Genomic DNA, 14,890 nt, shown 5'->3' on the forward strand with positions numbered 1-14,890 from the left:
TTTATAAACTTAATCTAAAACATAAAAATTATAATCCAAATAACAAAATAGAAAAATACTAAACTCTTTTCAAGTTTTAAATTCATTTTTTAATGAAAATTTTGTCATTTGTTCATAATTAAATCATCAAAACTATCAACTCGCTTCTTTGTGATCATCATCTTCAGACTCCATCCACTTGCGCCATTTCTCGACCGTTTTTAAGAATTTTTTATCTGACTGCACTTTTGCCAAATCTGCAAGCCAACCGCCAATCATAACATCCTCTTGATGGACTTTGGCCGACTTCTTCATGGGTCTGTAATTGATTTTATACAGTCTTGTGGCAGGCATTTCGCCTTCAAAAAAGGAGGCCAAAGCAAATTCTTGTGAAACACCAATCTCTTTAGCCAATAGGATAGAAATCGAGCGCAGCAACTCGGATTTAGAAGAAGATTTCCCTGTCTTTACAGTGAGTTCATGCAAGGAGTAGACCACGGCATCAGCCAAGTTTTTATCTATTTTAGAAGGGTCGTAAGCCATCACAACGGGCAATGCATAGCTTAAAAAACCGCGCCAGAGTTCACGATCACGGGCATGTGAAGAATCGGCATAGGCTGAGATGCTCAGCATATCGAGTTCATTTTTATCCATCTGCCCCTCCTCTTTTTCTGGATTTTTTCCTTCTTTCTATCGGAGTCCTGTTCTATGTTAATAGTCATGGGGAACTCCCCTACGGTAAAAACTGCATTTAACCAGGTAGAACAAATGGCATTTATAGTATTTGAAGGTGGCGAAGGTGTTGGTAAAAGCACTCAAATCGAACTTCTTTTCACATCTTTAAAACAGCAAGGCATAACCTGCACGCTCACGCGCGAACCCGGAGGCACACCCTTTGCGGAGGACATTCGTGCGTTGTTCAAACGGATCAATGCGCATGGCGACGCCCCACTTCCCTTAACAGAGCTTCTGCTCATCACGGCCGCTCGCGCTCAGCACATACAAAAGGTCATCGAGCCCGGATTGAAAAAAGGTGAGCATATTATTTGTGATCGCTTTCTTGACAGCACATATGTGTATCAAAGTTTTGTGGGCAAGGTTGAGAAACAGGTGGTCGATGCCATTTCGCAATATGCTTTGCAAAATATCATTCCGGATCTCACATTGGTGTTAACGGCTGACCCACAGAAAGCTTTGTCGAGGATAAAAAAAGAAAAAAGGCGAACAGAAGACAGACTGGATTCTTTTTCAAATGATATTCATACACAAATAATGAATGGATATAAAGAAATATTAACGAACAAGTTACCTTATCCAAGTGGTAAAGTACCAGTTAGAATTGCAATCGACGCCAATGCATCTGTTGAAAATGTGTTTGCCCAAGTTAAGCTAGCAGTATTGAATACGCTTGGGATCCATTTATGAAAACTTTTCATGAATTTATAGCGAATATAAAAAACATTAAACACCATGCCCTTCTTCTTGTTTCAAGACAGTTTGAAAACAATGATTTTTCGGATGAGCATTTTCGTTTACTTATCAAAGCAAGTTGCGATATTGAATTATTTAAAAGTGAAAACACCTCTGCCTTTGAAATTGCCTCTAACCATAGTGATATATTTATTGCAGATAGACAGCGTAAAATATTGAGAATTGAAGATCTAAAAGCAATTAAAGAACTTTCTCTTTATCAACCCAATGAAGGCACCCGTCGTCTTTTTTTTATTGAAAATTGCGAAAGGATGAATGCAAATTCAGCCAATGCGCTGTTAAAAGCACTCGAAGAGCCTCAAGCTCATTCTTTATTTGTACTCACAACAAAAGATTTAAGCCTTGTCTTACCAACAATAACAAGCCGCTGTCTAAAAGTTTTTCTCCATTTTACGGACATCGAAAAGAAAAATATTGTGAGTGAATTAACACAAGAAGACTACAAAGCAATAAAGTTACAAGTGGATTCATTTAAAAATTCTATTTCTTATCTCAATCAAACCCTCTCCGAACAGATTATCAGTTCAATAAATCCTGTAAAACTAAAAAATATTATTGAACTATCGGAAAAACTTGCAAAAGAATACAAAGCTCATTTATTGCAAGACATAATTGTTTTTATAACATGTGAACGCCTTAAAAAAGAGCCTGATTTTCTCTCAGTTTCGAAATTTATCCTGTCGCAAATTTCGGAATGGAAAAACAATGAAAGCTTGAATCCTTCAACGCAATTGTGGCTCATTCGCATTTTCACCTGTTTTCAAGTTGCCTGAACAAGTTGATTTTCTAAAAAAATAAAGTGAAAATCCTCAGACAAAAATGGGGAGAATACACATGCGAACAATTCAACTGCACATCCGCTCATCCTTACCAAGCAATTTACATCCGCTTTGGGAGCTTGCGCGCAATGTTTGGTGGTCATGGAATAGCAACGCTATAAACTTATTTAGGCGGATCAATCCCCAAGAATATGAAGCCAGTGGCCCATGTCCACTTAAGCTTTTAAACACCCTACCTTCATCTACATGGGACAGTCTGAAAGAAGATGACGGATTTTTAGAGCACCTGAATGAAGTGTACAAAGAATTTTTAGATTATCTTGAAACAGGAACTAATAAAGTAACAGAATATAAAAATTCAAATATAATAGCCTATTTTTCAATGGAATTTGGTTTGCATGAAAGCATTCCACTTTATTCAGGAGGTCTAGGAGTACTCTCAGGTGATCATTTAAAAACGGCGAGTGATTTATCGTTACCTATGGTTGGCGTTGGCTTGTTTTATTCTGAAGGTTACTTTCGCCAAATATTAAATAAAGATGGTTGGCAAATAGAAAACTATGATACAAATGATCCTTTTTATTTACCGATGCAGCTTATGGTTGAATCTTCAAATAAGCCAATACTTGTTGATGTTGAAATTGCAGGTTCTAAAATATATTTTCAAATTTGGAAATTAAATGTAGGTAAAATTCCTCTTTATTTAATGGATACTAATGTTCCAGAAAATTCTGCTGAAAATCGTCTCATAACATCGCGCTTATATGCTGGTGGACAAGAGTTACGCATTCAACAAGAAATTATTTTAGGTGTTGGTGGGACTCGTGCTTTACAAAAAATACAAATTCAACCTTCTGTTTATCATCTTAATGAAGGTCACTCCGCTTTTTTAACTTTAGAAAGAATTTCTCAACTGATAAAAAAAGGTCTTGATTGGCAGGAAGCTCTTATCGCTATTAAAGGAACACAAGTTTTTACAGTCCATACGCCCGTACCTGCAGGGAACGATGCTTTTCCAGCACAAATGCTTGCTCATTATTTAGGCGATCTCTATAAAAACTATGGCATTCCTGATAATGAATTTTTTAATTTAGGCCGTCCTCCCGACAATCATGCTGAATTTTCCATGCCCGTCTTTGCTTTACGGACGAGTGGGCATAGAAATGGAGTGAGTCAGCTGCATAAAAAAGTGTCGAAAAAAATATGGAAACCGCTTTGGCCCGACCTCTTGGATTCAGAAGTCCCAATTAATGGTATCACCAATGGGATTCACACACGCACATGGCTGTGTAACGAATTGGTAGAGCTATTTGATTTTTATTTGGGTAAAGGATGGGATGCAAAATTAAATGATCCGACTATCTGGAAAAGAATTGAAAATATTCCAAATACTGAAATTTGGAATATCCACATGACTCGCAAAAGCCGCTTATTGTCATCCATACCAAAGTCATATTTATCTCCTGAATATTTAACAATTGGATTTGCCCGTCGATTTGCCAGTTATAAAAGAGGCAATCTTATCTTTCGTGACATAGAGCGACTTAAAAAACTCATGCAAAATAAAGACCGTCCGATACAATTAATTATATCAGGCAAATCTCATCCTGCAGATCATTTAGGGAAAGAAATTATTCAATCTGTTGTTAAATATATACAGAATGAAAATTTAAATTCAAATATTGTCTTTCTTGAAAATTACGATATGCAGATTGCGCATAAATTAGTGCGAGGAATTGATGTGTGGTTAAATACTCCTATCCGCCCCCTCGAGGCTTCAGCGACGAGTGGGATGAAAGTTGCCATTAATGGTGGATTAAATTTTTCCATCCTCGATGGTTGGTGGGACGAGGCCTACCATGAAGACCTGGGTTGGTGTATTGGTTCAAGAGAAATGCTCACTAATGAAAATTTAAGAGATGAACGAGATGCCCAAAGTTTATATGATACCTTAGAGTTTGCAATTGTTCCTCTCTATTATAGTTCTAAAGTACCAAATGAGTGGATTGAGAAAATGAAAAAAGCAATTTCAACACTCACTCCTCGCTTTAGCGCAAATAGAATGTTAATGGATTATACAAATCAGTCCTATCTACCCGCTGCAAAATTTCATGAAAAATGGTCTATGCACTCTACAGAGCAAATAAATGCATTAAAAAAACATATAAATAATGTGCAGGAATTAAAAGAAAAATGGCGACAAGTTGAAATAACTCGCGTGGAGTTAAAGCCTTCTGATACCGTAAGTGTCGGCGAGACTGTTACGTTACAGGTTGAAATATATTCACCCTTCCCTGAAAATTGGCTTGAAGTTAACCTAGTTTTTTCTAAATCTGACAACAATAAATCAGAAATTATAAGCAAAGATATTGTTATGCCATGTGTAGAAAAAGATTCTGGCAAAAAGTTTATCTACGTTACACATCTCGAAACTACCAATCCAGAAATCCGTACATATAATATCCGAGTGTGTCCAAATCCAATTATTTTTCCAGAACATCTTGATTTAAATTTAGTAGCACGTTAACAATATTTTGAATGCTTAATGATGAATTTTTTGAATTGAGAACGGTGGAATTATGAAGATACTAATGTTAGGATGGGAGTATCCTCCAATGATTTCTGGTGGCTTAGCAACAGCTACGGAAGGACTGATAAATGGGCTCATCTCTTTGGGGCATAAAGTAACACTTGTTTTACCTTATTTTCCCCATTCAGTAAAAATAAAAGGTCTCAAAATTGTCAGTCCCGAAAATCCATATATCCTTGACGAAGAAATTGACGAAAACATTCATAATATAAAATCAGTTCACAACCAAAAACAAAAAAGTGTTTTCGAAATAATTTCGCAAACCTATCAAGACATTGAGAATATAATACAAAATATATCAAATAAAAATAATATTTCTCACTACAATTACACCTTGAATGATATTGATCTATCGCAAAATGAAAAAGAAAATTTAGAAAAAGACTTAAAAAATTACCATCATTTATTAACTGAAAATTTAAAAAGCAATGAAATAAACCTCAAAATCAAACCATTTACTTTTTCTATAAGCAATGAAATTAATGAAAAGATATATGCTCTTGGACTACTTGCTTTAGACATTTTATCTAAAGATCCAGATTATAATATTATTCATGCTCATGATTGGATGAGTTTCACCGCAATAGATATGCTCAATTCCAAATATGATATTCCTGTAGTCGCACATATTCATTCCACTGAAATCGATCGAGCTGGAGATATTCACAATAACCGCCGCATCCTTGCAATCGAAAAAAAAGGTCTCGAAAATGCCGACATGATCATAGCGGTTTCAAATTACACAAAGAATGTAATTATCGAAAAGTTTGGGATCATGCACAAAAAAATAAAAGTCGTATACAATGCCAACAATGATCAACATATTACTCTTATAAAAAAGACTGAAAAGTCAATTGAACACAAATCAAATAAACAAACTGTTACTTTTGTTGGCCGAATCACCTTTCAAAAAGGCCCGTCATATTTTGTTTTTGCTGCCCAAAAAGTTCTAAAAATTAATCCAAATGTTATATTTAAAGTCGTTGGCACAGGTGACCTTCTCCCCTCTATGAAACAACTCATTTGGGAACTGGGAATAGATAAGAATTTTATTTTTTCAGGTTTTCTAAATGCTGAAGGTGTGCAAAATGTTTTAAATGACTCAAGTTTATTTGTCATGCCAAGCGTCTCTGAACCTTTTGGCATTGTTGCTCTTGAAGCTATTGCAAAAAATATACCTGTTATTATTTCTAAACAGTCTGGTGTTTCCGAAGTGTTAAATCATGCTATGAAAGTTGACTTTTGGGACACCGATCTCATGGCTGATAGAATTCTGAGTATTTTAAAGTATAAACCCATTCGCAATGAACTTGTTGAAAACTCATTAAAAGATCTTTCACATAGAACTTGGAAACACTCAGCTCAAACGCTTATAAATGCATACAGTGATTTTCATTGAAAGGAAATAAAATGGTTGCTTTGTGTTTTTATTTTGAAGTGCATCAGCCTTTTCGTATTAATCATTATAGAATAAAAGATATTGGTGAGCATAAAAATTACTTTAATTCTGATTCTAACCAGGTAATTTTTGAAAAAGTTGCAAAAAAATGTTATTGGCCAGCAGGTTTATTAATTGCCTCACTGCTAAAGCGATATCCAACCAGTTTTAAAGTAACATTCTCATTGTCAGGAACTTTTTTAGCCCAGTGTGAAGAATATGATCCTAAATTACTTGAACTATATCAAGATATATTATCTCTCAAAAATGCAGAAATTATTTGTGAAACGTCTCATCACAGTTTATCAGCATTGATCGATGAAGAAGAATTTTTTGCCCAAATTGATCTACACAAAAAAAATATTAAAAAACTTTTTGATCGAGAAGTCTCAGCATTCCGCAACACAGAACTTATATATTCTAACAATATTGGAAAACTGATAGAGAAAGCTGGTTTTAACACTTGCCTTGTTGAAGGATGGGATCCCTTTATTCCACAGGGTTGGAATCCGCACCACGTGTTTCATCATCCCGAAAAGCAAAATTTAAAATTATTACCTAAAAGTTATAAGCTTTCTGATGACTTAGCCTTTCGCTTTTCAAACCGTGGGTGGGAATCATGGCCTCTGACACCTGAAAAATATCATGCTTGGTTTGAAAAACTCTTGGATGGCACACATGAGTTTGTTGGATTATTTATGGATTATGAAACCTTTGGAGAGCATCAATGGGCCGACACAGGTATTTTTGAATTCCTTGAAAACTTTATCAGCAATATGACCTTAGACAAACGTTTCGAATTTTTAACAGTATCAGAAGTTTCACAAAAATTTTCTGCTCAGGCTCCTCTTGATATCGATAGACCGCTGAGTTGGGCCGATACAGAACGTGATATATCCGCATGGCTTGGGAATCGTATACAAGAAGATGCATTCGCAAAAGTTTACAGCTTAAAGAAACAAATCAGTTCCCTTAAAGATGATTCATTAACCGAAGAGTGGAGAAGACTTCTTACAAGTGACCATTTTTATTATATGTGTATAAAATGGTCTAATGATGGAGATGTGCACAAGTATTTTAGTCCATTTGAAAGTCCTTATGAAGCTTATTTAGATTATGTCAATATTTTAGAAGATTTTGAATTAAAATGTGCCGAAAAAATAAAGGAAAAAGAACTAACCAAAAATAACGTGTTAATTCAAGCATATGGACATATCGGAGAGAATGCAGCATGTCCGAAAACTATTCAAGCATCGTCGCCTCAGCCAATATCCTCGCCTGTCTTGGTGAAGATGGACAACTAAAAGGACTTTTTTGGCCCTTTAAAGACGCACACCATTCGCATCTCAATTTCTCAATTTGTGGATTAGCAATAGATGGCGAAAGCATTTGGCTTGATAAAATTCGCGATGGGCTTAGTATATCTTTTTTTGCAAAAGAAAATGCCTTAGCTGTCCATTGGAATATCCAGCATCCACGCTTTCAAAATATTGAAATAATAAAAAGAGTAATTCCTAATGGGTCTGCTCTCATAGAACAATGGTCTTTCGAAATACCAATAGAATTTGCGGACAAAAAAATTCAGCTTTGGTTATTATCAAGCTGGAAAATGCACAATGAAAAAAGATTTCAAGCTGTTTATTCAGAAACTGGAGAAGACCTAATTTTCGCTTACAATAGCAATTATTGGGTTGGAATTGCTGCCTGTAATGATTCCCAGTTCTCTCATTTCCAATACGTCCGAGCAATCCAAGCGCAAAACAGCACAACCATGGGAGAAATGATCGATCTTTTTTTACGCGACCCCAATCACTTTCGTAGAATTGAAATGGGTCAAGTATATGCAGCTGCTTGCACTCAACCACTCACTCTCACACAATCGCTAGAAAATAATAATTTATTTACTGCAAAGATCTCAATTATTTATGAATTTGGCTTTCAGCAAGAAGAAGTTGAGCAAAAATTTGCTCTTTATTTAGATAAAGATCCCTCTATAAATATCCCTAATGAACCTTTGAATAAAAATAAAATCGAAGACCAACGTCAAAAAATATTAAGCAATCTAGAAATAAAGAAACAATATTTAAAAGATGTTTCTCTTTCAGTTCTAAAATCATTAACTGATCAAAATGGTGGAATTCTTGCAGCACCTGAGTGTGATTCTGATTTTAAACACAGTGGTGGATATGGATTTATTTGGCCAAGAGATGCTGCATTTTGTGCTCTGAGTTTAATAAAATGTGGATATATAGAGGATGCGCGTCCCATACTACAATTTTTATGTCAAATACAAAGTCAAAGTGGAGATTATTTTCAACGTTTCGACTCCCAAGGTAACAAAGCACCAAGTTGGTGCGAATTGCAAGCAGATCAAATAGGTCTTGTTATTGTTGCGTTGACTGAATTTATTCGTTACGAAAAGAATGATAAATTTCTCCTCTGTATTAAAAAAGGAGTACAAAAACTAATCAACGACTTTAATGAAAAAGGCTCCCTTCAAAATAGTTTTGACCTCTGGGAAGAATTTTATGGTTTACATTTTTATTCACATATTTGTGCACATTCTGCTTTAGTAAATACCTTACCACTTTTTCCTGAACTCAAAGAAGATATTAAAAATTCAATAAAAAACTGCGAAAATTTCTGTTACAATCACTTATATGTAACAAAACAAAAACGATTTGCTCGCGGAGTTGACCCTCATAATAACCGCGATCTCAGAGCAGATATCTCCCTTTTATCCTGTATATTTCCCTTCAATGAATTTCCAATTGAAGATGCACTCAAAATATCTATTTTTGAATTTTGTTATGATAAGCTTTCGACAAAGATGGGAGCTCTGCGCTATGAAAATGACATCTATATGGGAGGAAATAGCTGGATTCTCTCAGGCTTTTGGCTGGCACAAGCCGCTCTTTCCCTGGCTCATTTAAAACCAGAATTTCAGAAAATAGCGCAGGATATCTTTGAAAAAACTCTTAACCTCAGCAATGAAGCTGGTTATTTTCCAGAGCAAATACATTCTGTAACAGGAAAAGCGCTTTGGGTTGTGCCTCTTGCTTGGAGTCATGCATTTTATTTATGGACAAACGAAAATTTTAAAAAAATTAAATAGCATGTCAATTATTTGAAAAATAAATTCATTTTTTAATATATATTTATTTTAGACGAGTTCATATCGAGGAATTTAATATGCAAAATAATCCAACTGTGTCAAATGAAGAATTGAGAATGCAGGAATTAAATAATTATTTTGTTTTAGATACCCCCCCTGATTTTAATCTTGATAGTTTAACAAGAATAGCATCACGTATTTGTCATACTCCAATCGCTCTCATCTCATTAATTGATGAAAACAGACAATGGTTCAAATCAAAAGTTGGACTTGATGTTGAGGAAACTCCAAGGGAAATATCATTCTGCACCCACGCCATTCAACAAGACGACGTTTTTATCGTTGCAAATCCAACAGAAGATCCCCGTTTTAAAGATAATCCTTTAGTAACAGGAGAACCCTACATTCGCTACTACGCAGGAATGCCACTTAAGTCTCATAACGGCTATAATGTTGGAACCATTTGTGTCATTGATCAAAAACCCAATTATTTAGACGAAGATAAACTCGAACTTCTCCGTGCATTATCAAAACAAGTTGTAAACTATTTTGAAATTTATAAGAAAAATAGAGAACTCATTCTTTTAAGAAAATCAATTATTCATGATGAAAAACTAAAATCTGTAATTAATATCAGCTCTGGTATTTCACAAGAAATAAATAATCCATTATCAATTATTCTTGGCCGCATATATTTATTAGAAAGCAAAATAAAAAGCGAACATGCTTTTGAACAGCAAGATGCTTTAAAAGATTTGAATTCTATTTTGAATGCAAGCAAACGTATTTCATATATTATTAATTCTTTATGTGATTTTTCAATGGTTTCAGATTTTGAAGAAATCAAAGTACGAGATTTCTCTGAGATTTTAAACCAGGTGCTCATTCTTTGCGAAACAAAAATTATTAATAGTGGAATATATTTAGTGATTGATGAAATTCCGAGCGTTAAATTGAAATGTAGACCTATTAATTTAGCACACGCATTTTATAATGTCATAATGAATGCATATGAAGCTGTCCTAGATCAAGAAGAGAAATGGATTAATATTAAAATGTCTTGCTTAGAAACCGATAATAAAAACAATCTTATTGTGCGCATCTTGAACAGTGGCACAGGTATGCATCCGAATATAAAAAAGAATATAATGAATCCTCTTTTTCCAACTCATTTATTGGAAGCGTCAATGGGTATCGATTTAAATTTAGCAAAGTGGATCATTTCTGATTGCAATGGTAACCTTATTCACGATGATCTCAATGAAAAGTCTACTTTTATCATTCAGCTTCCAACATATGTAGAAGAATAAGCAAAAATTTATTCACATTTTTTTCCACACTCTGCACAACAATAACAGCCTATGCGAAAAATTCTCTCTCCTTTATATGAAAAATTAAAATAATGCTTTACTGTATAAAATGGATTTTCATTTTGTTCTTCTCTATTCTTTTCCGTAACTTTAAGTGTATCTTTCGTATAAGTCATTATCGCATCATCTAAATAGAGTTTCAAAATACTATCACCGGATCGTTCAAATACCAAATGCTTATTATTGTACATTTCGAGACGGATTTCTGCTGGTGTCCAGTTTTTCTTATAATGAAAACTCTCGCCACACTTTGCTTCACACACACTACATTTATCAATCATTTTTTTAGCGTAAATAGGAATATTAAACAAAATTAACAACGATAAATATGAAAACACTTTAGGCATTTTTTTATCCATAGCTAAAGTTTAAACTATTCAATACTCTTTTTTAAAGACATCAACGGTCTCAATTCCCTTCATATTATGCCATTCTATACTCGGCTTAAGATAGTTTCTTTCAAAAATATTGACTATTTGTTGATCAAGTTCTTTTGGAAATGGATAAAAACCAGCAAAAGGGAACATTTTATCCAACAAAAGGTACACGGATAAGTTTTGCGCATAAAATATAGGATCAATATATTCCATAACAAAAGGATGCTCAAGAGTAAAATTAATTGGTTTTTTATTTGCTAAAATTCTTTCTTCTGGAAAATAATCTCCAAATTCATCCGCCCCACCCATATCAACTAAATAAGCATCAAAAAAATCACTCGGATTTAATTTATATTCTTTCGATATTAAATTGTTTATTCCTGTAGAGCATACGACACAAAAAGCTTTTTTCAGAGTTGATTTTATTTTTTCAACTTCTTTACTATCAATAAATGCAGCAGAGTAATACCGAGCCAATTCAAATGCAGTTGCTTTATTGTCAATAATGGTTATTTTAGCTTTTTTCTTAGATAGAATTTCCAATAATCCGGATCCTAATTTTCCACAGCCAATTAAAACAACATTTTTATTATTGAGATCTTCACTCGTGATTGATTTAAAAGCTTGAACAAATAATTCACTCGTACCATATTTGCATTCAATAATTTTTGTCTGAGAGTCATCAAGTGAAATAACTGGATAATCTAAATGAATCTTCTTATAGATTTCTCCACCCAATTGAGAAAATTCAACTGTGCCAATTTTTGGTGTTCCTGCCTGTAAAAGGCGGGCATTATAATCGAGAAAAATATCATATTCATTTTTGATATAATTAAAATCACGAACATATTTAATATTACTTTTAATGATTAAATCTTCTACTTCAGGATGATCCATTAAATTAGGGTAACCTGTCATTGTTAAAGTAGCACCTGCAAGGACAAGAGGCTCAACTTTACATAAACTTTCGAATGTTAAAGGAGCACAGTGCAAAATGCGAATGCCAGAAAGAGGTTTTTTTTCATAAACTTCTTCTGCATCTTTATATAAAAAATATGTTCTTTTTCTCAATTCTTCGATTTTAATTGATTTGAAAATGTATTCCATGCTGGTTTGCCTCCAATCTTTCTTTCACTTTAACTGTTAAGTTAAAGTGAAAGACGGTCGAAGGCAATATAGTTTATCATATATAAAGAGAGGATTGCTTTTGCCATTTATTGACCCAAAAACTTTTTTGCAAAATCAAATGGCTGTTGCGTTGGAATTCCACTGCAAACACCTGAGACAGTTCCACTCTCACATGCATGATCGCGATTTAAACTCCAAAACGAAAGTAAACCAATTCCTTTAGTTTGAGCATAGATATAAACTTGAGAAGCATCTGCAAGTGTGAAAACTTCAGGGCGAACATCATTGTAACCAATCATTGGAGTGATACCGATTTTATTATAAAGCTCAGTTGAACTTGCATTTGGATAAATAGGTGTAATTTGTTTATGCAAGCTTTCAGCTGCTTGTATAGCATTATCACCCATTCTATTTGGAGGGAATTCTGCTCCATAATCCATTGTCATAATATTAATTCTATCAACAACAACTTTATTTGTATTTGCATTTTTTAATAAATGAATACTATTTTCAAGCACTCCTGTTGGTAGTACAGGCAGTGTATAAGAAATTTTTACATCAGCGTATTTTGGATTATTCAATAACACTGCGATGGCTTTGTTTCTTAAATCTACTTGACTTGTATTTGAAATTGCAGATCCTTCAATATCAAAATCCAAATAGCGTATATTATACTTATCAATAAACTTTTCATAGGCTTTAGCTAAAGTAACTTCTTTATGTTCACCAGGCACATTACAATGATTACCTATAAACTGCTCTTCAATATAGGGACCATTAGCGCCTCCTAATGAAGCTATAACTCGGCCACCACTTGCTTGAAATGCACTTATCTGTTCCTTTAAATTGGCATTGTAATTTTGAGAATAAAAATCGCCACCACATTTTCCATCACTTAAAACAAAAGCAAGTGTTACATTATATATCCCTATTGGAACGAGATCAGATAGTTTTGAAAAAGGATACAACCAACCATTTGGTTTTGGCTGCGTTGGATCAGTTAAAGCACTGGTTTCAATATAAGGAAAAAATATTTTGTTGGCTACAATTTCCTTGGCTGAAAATGATACATTTACAGTTTGGTTTTCTGCTAAAATAACAGGATTTGGCTCTGCAGTTATCACAAATATCTTGCCGTTATTATTTAATGGTGGGATAGAAATATAATATTTTCCAACTAAAGTTTTCTCAGTTAAATCCGTACCATTAATTACGATATCTTGTGGGTTGTCTTCATTATTTAAATGAGCAGTAAAATTATAACCAGTTGAATTTGTAAATTGCAATACACCATAAGTCGGAACGGGAGGAGGAGGTGGGTTTGCACCTGTATACAATGCAATATGTGTTGCCGCTGTCTTAGCAGAGTATTCAAGTATAAGAGTGTCACCATTATTTAAAATATGACTGTCATTTGTGCTGGGTTTGTATAAATATCCTTCTGGAATATTAATAAAATCCATCCAGCCACCAGGAAATGTTCCCCAAGGTGTTCCTGTATGATCGCCTTTAAATGCAATGGTCCCCCCTGCAGTAAAATCAATTGTACACTTAGCTAATATATTTATTGTTGAATTTGTACCCCATGCATTTCTAGAAATTGCTTTGTAACATTCAGGAGGGACAACTTGTTGAGCAAATGCTGAAGCAGAAACAATAAAAGGAATAAATTGCAAAAAATTCATAATATTCTCCATGTATTTAATTTCTATTATCTTTAATCTATATAGACATCAGAACATGAATAAAAAGCTTCTGGACTATCTGATCTTTGCCAAATATTATAAATAAGATATTTACCTTTTTTATTTTCTGGAAAATCACAATTCATATAATATCTTTGATTTGTCAAAGTAACTTTATTTATTGTGCAAAAGGGTTCATCTTCTAAGTCAGACCATTTTAAGGGCTGAGAATAATCATATGAATCTTTTGTAATGTAGAACTTAAAATATTTTGTTGCATGTGGTGCAGCAGCTAAGTAAACAAAAGTGAATTTATCGTTGACGGGTTTTATGAACGATGTGTTCCAATCTGACCGATTCAAGTCGAGCCCCGTAAACATTTTATTACCACCACCGCATAAATGTCCGTCAGGTACTACCTGTTTATGTTTTCCATTTGCATTTGCTTGATTAATCCCATTCCAGTTATAAAGTGGATTCGTACCATTTTCTTTAACAACGGCTTTACAAGCTGCAGATTTTAAATCTTCAGGATCTTCTTTATAGCAGCTGTAGACACGACTGATAGGATATTCTATAGTACCATGTGCAAAACTGAGCAGTGGCACTATAGAAAATGAAAAGGTAACAAACCTCAAGAACACAACTCTTTGTGTGAATTGATTCATGATCATTTACTCCCAAATTTATTCAGTTTTAAGTAGACAGTTACTTAGATATGCCTATATACTTTTTATTTATCCTCCATATTTAGTTTTTTTGTGAAATTTAGATAGCCAGCAAAAGACAATTATTTTTAATAATACAAACTTATTATTTTTTAACAAATTTAATTCGTCTAAATTTTGACGGAAAAATTTGATTTTATCCAGAAAAATCTCGAGAAAAACAACAAATTCAGTTGACTAAAAATTTCAAAATATATTTCCATTGCCTAT

At 33.8% G+C, this 14,890-nt stretch carries 12 protein-coding genes; 7 read left to right on the forward strand and 5 right to left on the reverse strand.

Going from position 1 to position 14,890, the window contains the following annotated elements:
* Positions 1-135: 135 nt before the first annotated feature.
* Entirely contained in the window at positions 136-633 is a 498-nt protein-coding gene (locus tag H7355_RS02895) for a hypothetical protein (protein WP_186644969.1), read from the reverse strand.
* A gap of 114 nt (positions 634-747) precedes the next feature.
* On the opposite strand from H7355_RS02895, the gene tmk reads away from it, so the two are divergent.
* From tmk to H7355_RS02930, 7 genes are all read left to right on the forward strand, one after another.
* Positions 748-1,404 carry a dTMP kinase gene (tmk, locus tag H7355_RS02900; protein WP_286190640.1) on the forward strand — a complete coding sequence of 219 codons (657 nt, stop codon included), beginning with the start codon at positions 748-750 and terminating at the stop codon, positions 1,402-1,404.
* Complete coding sequence (locus H7355_RS02905; protein ID WP_186644978.1) at positions 1,401-2,243, forward strand: hypothetical protein; 843 nt, start codon at positions 1,401-1,403, stop codon at positions 2,241-2,243. The genes tmk and H7355_RS02905 overlap by 4 nt, the downstream gene beginning before the upstream one ends.
* A 61-nt stretch (positions 2,244-2,304) precedes the next feature.
* Positions 2,305-4,776, forward strand: coding sequence for an alpha-glucan family phosphorylase (glgP, locus tag H7355_RS02910; RefSeq protein WP_186644979.1), 2,472 nt, complete (start codon positions 2,305-2,307; stop codon positions 4,774-4,776).
* A gap of 52 nt (positions 4,777-4,828) precedes the next feature.
* A complete protein-coding gene (locus H7355_RS02915; protein WP_186644980.1) occupies positions 4,829-6,238 on the forward strand; it encodes a glycosyltransferase family 4 protein in 1,410 nt (469 codons plus the stop codon).
* An 11-nt stretch (positions 6,239-6,249) separates the two neighbouring features.
* Positions 6,250-7,581 (forward strand): glycoside hydrolase family 57 protein, encoded by a 1,332-nt coding sequence (locus tag H7355_RS02920; protein ID WP_186644981.1) that lies wholly within the window; start codon positions 6,250-6,252, stop codon positions 7,579-7,581.
* Positions 7,509-9,392: a glycoside hydrolase family 15 protein gene (locus H7355_RS02925; RefSeq protein ID WP_186644982.1), complete on the forward strand. Its 1,884-nt coding sequence runs from the start codon at positions 7,509-7,511 to the stop codon at positions 9,390-9,392. Before H7355_RS02920 ends, H7355_RS02925 begins: the two co-directional genes overlap by 73 nt.
* 77 nt (positions 9,393-9,469) lie before the next feature.
* The gene (locus tag H7355_RS02930; RefSeq protein WP_186644983.1) at positions 9,470-10,702 is read left to right on the forward strand and encodes a GAF domain-containing sensor histidine kinase; all 1,233 of its coding nucleotides are present in this window, start codon (positions 9,470-9,472) and stop codon (positions 10,700-10,702) included.
* 8 nt (positions 10,703-10,710) lie between these two features.
* Here H7355_RS02930 and H7355_RS02935 read toward each other — a convergent pair whose 3' ends face one another.
* From H7355_RS02935 to H7355_RS02950, 4 genes are all read right to left on the reverse strand, one after another.
* A complete protein-coding gene (locus H7355_RS02935) occupies positions 10,711-11,109 on the reverse strand; it encodes a hypothetical protein (protein ID WP_186644984.1) in 399 nt (132 codons plus the stop codon).
* A 30-nt stretch (positions 11,110-11,139) separates the two neighbouring features.
* Complete coding sequence (locus tag H7355_RS02940) at positions 11,140-12,246, reverse strand: NAD(P)-dependent oxidoreductase (RefSeq protein ID WP_186644986.1); 1,107 nt, start codon at positions 12,244-12,246, stop codon at positions 11,140-11,142.
* A gap of 107 nt (positions 12,247-12,353) precedes the next feature.
* Positions 12,354-13,952, reverse strand: coding sequence for a chitinase (locus H7355_RS02945; protein WP_186644988.1), 1,599 nt, complete (start codon positions 13,950-13,952; stop codon positions 12,354-12,356).
* Positions 13,953-13,984: 32 nt separating this feature from the next.
* Positions 13,985-14,620 (reverse strand): lytic polysaccharide monooxygenase auxiliary activity family 9 protein, encoded by a 636-nt coding sequence (locus tag H7355_RS02950; RefSeq protein ID WP_186644990.1) that lies wholly within the window; start codon positions 14,618-14,620, stop codon positions 13,985-13,987.
* Positions 14,621-14,890 lie beyond the last annotated feature (270 nt).

The sequence above is a fragment of the Fluviispira vulneris genome (assembly GCF_014281055.1).
Lineage (GTDB): Bacteria > Bdellovibrionota_B > Oligoflexia > Silvanigrellales > Silvanigrellaceae > Silvanigrella > Silvanigrella vulneris.

Bases quoted from the DNA above. Each gene is read 5' to 3' on its own strand.
- H7355_RS02895 (WP_186644969.1), bottom strand. From the start codon at position 633: ATGGATAAAAATGAACTCGATATGCTGAGCATCTCAGCCTATGCCGAT.
- tmk (WP_286190640.1), top strand. From the start codon at position 748: ATGGCATTTATAGTATTTGAAGGTGGCGAAGGTGTTGGTAAAAGCACT.
- H7355_RS02905 (WP_186644978.1), top strand. From the start codon at position 1,401: ATGAAAACTTTTCATGAATTTATAGCGAATATAAAAAACATTAAACAC.
- glgP (WP_186644979.1), top strand. From the start codon at position 2,305: ATGCGAACAATTCAACTGCACATCCGCTCATCCTTACCAAGCAATTTA.
- H7355_RS02915 (WP_186644980.1), top strand. From the start codon at position 4,829: ATGAAGATACTAATGTTAGGATGGGAGTATCCTCCAATGATTTCTGGT.
- H7355_RS02920 (WP_186644981.1), top strand. From the start codon at position 6,250: ATGGTTGCTTTGTGTTTTTATTTTGAAGTGCATCAGCCTTTTCGTATT.
- H7355_RS02925 (WP_186644982.1), top strand. From the start codon at position 7,509: ATGTCCGAAAACTATTCAAGCATCGTCGCCTCAGCCAATATCCTCGCC.
- H7355_RS02930 (WP_186644983.1), top strand. From the start codon at position 9,470: ATGCAAAATAATCCAACTGTGTCAAATGAAGAATTGAGAATGCAGGAA.
- H7355_RS02935 (WP_186644984.1), bottom strand. From the start codon at position 11,109: ATGCCTAAAGTGTTTTCATATTTATCGTTGTTAATTTTGTTTAATATT.
- H7355_RS02940 (WP_186644986.1), bottom strand. From the start codon at position 12,246: ATGGAATACATTTTCAAATCAATTAAAATCGAAGAATTGAGAAAAAGA.
- H7355_RS02945 (WP_186644988.1), bottom strand. From the start codon at position 13,952: ATGAATTTTTTGCAATTTATTCCTTTTATTGTTTCTGCTTCAGCATTT.
- H7355_RS02950 (WP_186644990.1), bottom strand. From the start codon at position 14,620: ATGAATCAATTCACACAAAGAGTTGTGTTCTTGAGGTTTGTTACCTTT.